The organism is Methylobacterium sp. 22177, assembly GCF_052045615.1.
GTDB lineage: Bacteria > Pseudomonadota > Alphaproteobacteria > Rhizobiales > Beijerinckiaceae > Methylobacterium > Methylobacterium radiotolerans.
Genome location: NZ_JBQEPK010000099.1, coordinates 1 through 4,706 on the forward strand (window position 1 = coordinate 1; position 4,706 = coordinate 4,706).

A 4,706-nucleotide genomic window follows, 5' to 3' on the forward strand; every position below is an offset into this window, starting at 1 on the left:
TGGAAGTACGAGCCGAAGCAGGATCCGTCCGTGATCCCGGTCATGTGCTGTGACACGGTCAACCGCGGCCTTGCCTACGCCGACGGCGCCCTCATCCTGCACCAGGCCGACACCACCGTCGTGTCGCTAGACGCCAAGACCGGCAAGGTGAACTGGTCGGTGAAGAACGGCGACCCGGGCAAGGGCGCGACCAACACCGCCACCGTCCTCCCCGTGAAGGACAAGGTCCTCGTCGGCATCTCCGGCGGCGAGTTCGGCGTGCAGTGCTCCATCACCGCCTACGACCTGAAGACCGGCAAGCGCGTGTGGCGCGGCTACTCGGAAGGCCCGGACGACCAGCTCCTGGTCGACCCGGAGAAGACCACCTCGCTCGGAAAGCCCATCGGCAAGGACTCCTCGCTGAAGACCTGGGAAGGCGATCAGTGGAAGACCGGCGGCGGCTGCACCTGGGGCTGGTACTCCTACGACCCCAAGCTGAACCTCGTGTACTACGGCTCGGGCAACCCCTCGACCTGGAACCCGAAGCAGCGTCCGGGCGACAACAAGTGGTCGATGACCATTTGGGCGCGTAACCCGGACACCGGCATGGCCAAGTGGGTCTACCAGATGACCCCGCACGATGAGTGGGACTACGACGGCATCAACGAGATGATCCTCACGGATCAAAAGGTCGACGGCAAGGAGACCCCGCTCCTGACCCACTTCGACCGTAACGGCTTCGGCTACACGCTGAACCGCGACACGGGCGAGCTGCTGGTGGCCGAAAAGTTCGACCCGGCCGTCAATTGGGCGTCCAAGGTCGACATGGACAAGGGCTCCAAGAACTATGGCCGCCCGCTCGTCCAGGCGAAATACTCGACCGAGCAGAACGGCGAGGACGTGAACTCCAAGGGCATCTGCCCGGCGGCCCTCGGGTCGAAGGACGAGCAGCCCGCGGCCTTCTCCCCGAAGACCAACCTGTTCTACGTCCCCACCAACCACGTCTGCATGGACTACGAGCCGTTCCGGGTGACCTACACCCCGGGCCAGCCCTACGTCGGTGCGACTCTGTCGATGTACCCGGCCCCGAACTCGCACGGCGGCATGGGCAACTTCATCGCCTGGGACGGCGTGAAGGGTAAGATCGTCTGGTCCGACCCGGAGCAGTTCTCGGTGTGGTCGGGCGCGCTCGCCACCGCCGGCGACGTAGTGTTCTACGGAACCCTGGAAGGCTACATCAAGGCTGTCGACGACAAGACGGGCAAGGAACTCTGGAAGTTCAAGACCCCGTCGGGCATCATCGGCAACGTGATGACCTACTCGATCAAGGGCAAGCAGCACATCGCCGTCCTCTCGGGCGTCGGCGGCTGGGCGGGCATCGGCCTTGCGGCCGGCCTGACCGACCCGAACGCCGGCCTCGGCGCGGTGGGTGGCTACGCGGCCCTGTCGCAGTACACCAACCTCGGTGGCACGCTGACCGACTTCGCCCTGCCGAACTAAGCAGCGGCAAGTCGCTGACGACATGAGGGTGCCGGTGCGGGTTCCGCGCCGGCACCCTTCTCCATGCTTGGCCACCGCCAAGAACCTTCATCAACCGATGGAATACCCGATGCGTACGGACACGAAGATCCGCGCCCTCGAAGCCCTGGAAATCCTGGACTCCCGCGGCCGCCCGACCCTGGAGGTCCGCGTCACGCTGGAGGGCGGCGTCAGTGCCAAGGCCGGCGTCCCCTCGGGCGCCTCGACCGGCGTAAACGAGGCGGTCGAGAGGCGCGACAATGACCCGGCACGTTACGGGGGCAAGGGCGTGCTGAGGGCCGCTGAGGCCGTTCGAGGCGAGATCGCCGAGGCGCTCCGGGGATGGGACGCATCCGACCAGCAAGGCGTCGACCGGACGCTCGTCGAGCTCGACGGATCGCCGAATAAGTCCAGGCTTGGCGCGAACGCGATGCTTGGTGTCTCAATGGCGGCGGCGCGTGCGGCCGCGCGCGCGACGGGCCATCCCCTCTACGCCCATCTCGGCGGCGAGGCCGCCATCCTTCTCCCAATGCCGTGCCTCAACGTCCTCAACGGAGGCCAGCACGCCGACAGCTCGCTCGACGTCCAGGAATTCATGCTCGTGCCCGTCGGCGCGTCGAGCCTGGCCGAGGCGATGCACGTCGCGGCCGAGACCTACGCGGCTATCCGGGAGATTCTTCACGAACGGGGGCTAGCCACGGCCGTAGGGGACGAGGGCGGCTTCGCACCCAACCTGCCCGACAACGAGGCGGCCTTGGCGTTGATCGTGGAGGCAACGGAGAGGGCCGGCTACACGCCGGGCGCCGACGTCGCCATCGCCCTGGACCCCGCGGCCTCTTCGTTCGCGGCGGCGGACGGTTACGATCTCGCCCGTTCGCGGACCGGCCTCCTGAACAGCGCGCAGCTCCTGGAGCTCTACGGCCGTTGGGTCGAGCGCTGGCCCATCGTCTCCATTGAGGACGGGTTCGGGGAGGAGGACTGGGCCGGGTTCGTGGCCCAGACGGCCGCGCAGGGCGAGCGGATACAGGTCGTCGGCGACGACCTGCTGGTGACCAATCCTCGCTTCATCGCGAAGGCCATCGACGAAAGGGCCTGTACCGCCGCGCTGATCAAGCTCAACCAGATCGGCACCGTGTCCGAGACGGTCGAGGCCATCACCCTGTGCCGGAAGGCGGGGTGGGCGACGATGGTTTCCCATCGCTCCGGGGAGACCACGGACACGTTCATCGCCGACTTCGCGGTCGCCATGGGCAGCGGGCAGATCAAGGCGGGTGCGCCCTGCCGGGGCGAGCGGCTAGCCAAGTACAACCGCCTGCTGGCCATCGAGGCCGAACTCGGCGCCCGCGCGCGCTTCGAGAACCCGTTCGCGCGCTACGGACGCACTCGGTAGCGCCGAGCCAAGGTCGGCGCCCGCTCGGTTCCCGTCACCGATGCCGGCGGGAGCGTGGACGGGCCGCCAACAGCCAAGGTGCATGACAGCACCGAGCCGAACCCGCTTGTTCGCCGACGCCTATCCGGCAGAACGCGCATGACACCAACGAGACGCCCATGCCCGCCTATCGCTCCCGCACCACCACCCACGGCCGCAACATGGCCGGTGCCCGCGGCCTGTGGCGCGCCACCGGCATGAAGGATGCCGATTTCGGCAAGCCGATCATCGCGGTGGTGAATTCCTTCACGCAGTTCGTGCCGGGCCACGTCCACCTGAAGGACCTCGGCCAGCTCGTCGCGCGTGAGATCGAGGCGGCCGGCGGCGTCGCCAAGGAGTTTAACACGATCGCCGTGGATGACGGCATCGCCATGGGCCACGACGGGATGCTGTACTCGCTCCCGTCCCGCGAGCTGATCGCCGATTCCGTCGAGTACATGGTCAACGCCCACTGCGCCGACGCGATGGTGTGCATCTCGAATTGCGACAAGATCACCCCCGGCATGCTGATGGCAACGCTCCGCCTCAACATCCCGACCGTCTTCGTGTCAGGTGGCCCGATGGAGGCCGGCAAGGTCCAGCTGCCGGGCATCGCCAAAAAGGTCGATCTCGTCGACGCGATGATCGCGGCCGCCGACGACCGCATCTCCGACGAGGACGTCGCCGTCATCGAGCGCTCAGCCTGCCCGACCTGCGGCTCGTGCTCGGGCATGTTCACGGCAAACTCGATGAACTGCCTCACCGAGGCGCTGGGGCTGGCGCTGCCGGGCAACGGCTCGGTGCTCGCCACGCACGCCGACCGCAAGCGGCTGTTCGTCGAGGCCGGCCACCTGATCGTGGATCTCGCCCGCCGCCACTACGAGCAGGACGACGCCAGCGTGCTGCCCCGCGCGGTCGCGAGCTTCAAAGCCTTCGAGAACGCCATGACGCTCGACATCGCCATGGGCGGCTCAACCAATACAGTGCTGCACCTGCTGGCAGCCGCCCACGAGGGCGAGGTGCCCTTCACCATGGCCGACATCGACCGGCTGTCCCGGCGGGTGCCGGTGCTGTGCAAGGTCGCTCCGGCAGTGGCCAACGTCCACATGGAGGACGTCCACCGGGCCGGCGGCATCATGGGCATCCTTGGCGAGCTCGACCGGGCCGGCCTGATCGACACCGGCGTCGGCAACGTCTCGGCCGGGACGCTCAGCGCGGCGCTCGCCCGCTGGGACGTGCGCGGCGAACCGTCCACCTCGGTCCAGGACTTCTATCGCGCGGCCCCCGGCGGCGTGCCGACCCAGGTCGCGTTCAGCCAGGAATCCCGCTTCGACGAACTCGACCTCGATAGGGAGGGCGGCGTGATCCGCGACGCGGCCCACGCCTACTCGCAGGATGGCGGCCTCGCCGTGCTCTACGGGAACCTGGCCGAGCAGGGCTGCATCGTGAAGACCGCGGGCGTCGACGCCGCGATCCTGACCTTCACGGGCACCGCCCGCGTGTTCGAGAGCCAGGACGCGGCCGTCGACGGCATCCTCAACGGCAAGGTCACGGCCGGCGAGGTCGTGCTGATCCGCTACGAGGGACCGCGGGGGGGCCCCGGCATGCAGGAGATGCTCTACCCGACGAGCTACCTCAAATCGAAGGGGCTGGGTAAGGCGTGCGCCCTCGTCACCGACGGGCGGTTCTCCGGCGGGTCGTCGGGCCTGTCCATCGGGCACGTCTCCCCCGAGGCGGCCGAGGGCGGCCTGATCGGCCTCGTGCGCGACGGCGACCGGATCGCCATCGACATCCCGAACCG

The 4,706-nt window shown here is 68.1% G+C and carries 3 protein-coding genes; all 3 read left to right on the forward strand.

Translation table 11 applies throughout. The features are described from left to right. A partial coding sequence (locus ACTJK8_RS32060; protein WP_440763181.1) for a PQQ-dependent dehydrogenase, methanol/ethanol family occupies positions 1-1,479 on the forward strand: 1,479 nt, incomplete at its 5' end. Between the two features lie 109 nt (positions 1,480-1,588). Next, positions 1,589-2,887: a phosphopyruvate hydratase gene (gene eno / locus ACTJK8_RS32065; protein WP_210033477.1), complete on the forward strand. Its 1,299-nt coding sequence runs from the start codon at positions 1,589-1,591 to the stop codon at positions 2,885-2,887. A gap of 158 nt (positions 2,888-3,045) precedes the next feature. After that, positions 3,046-4,706, forward strand: a 1,661-nt coding sequence (ilvD, locus tag ACTJK8_RS32070) for a dihydroxy-acid dehydratase (protein WP_440763182.1), incomplete at its 3' end; no start/stop codon positions are given.

Coding starts and splice junctions, on each gene's coding strand:
- eno (WP_210033477.1), top strand. CDS start 1,589: ATGCGTACGGACACGAAGATCCGCGCCCTCGAAGCCCTGGAAATCCTG.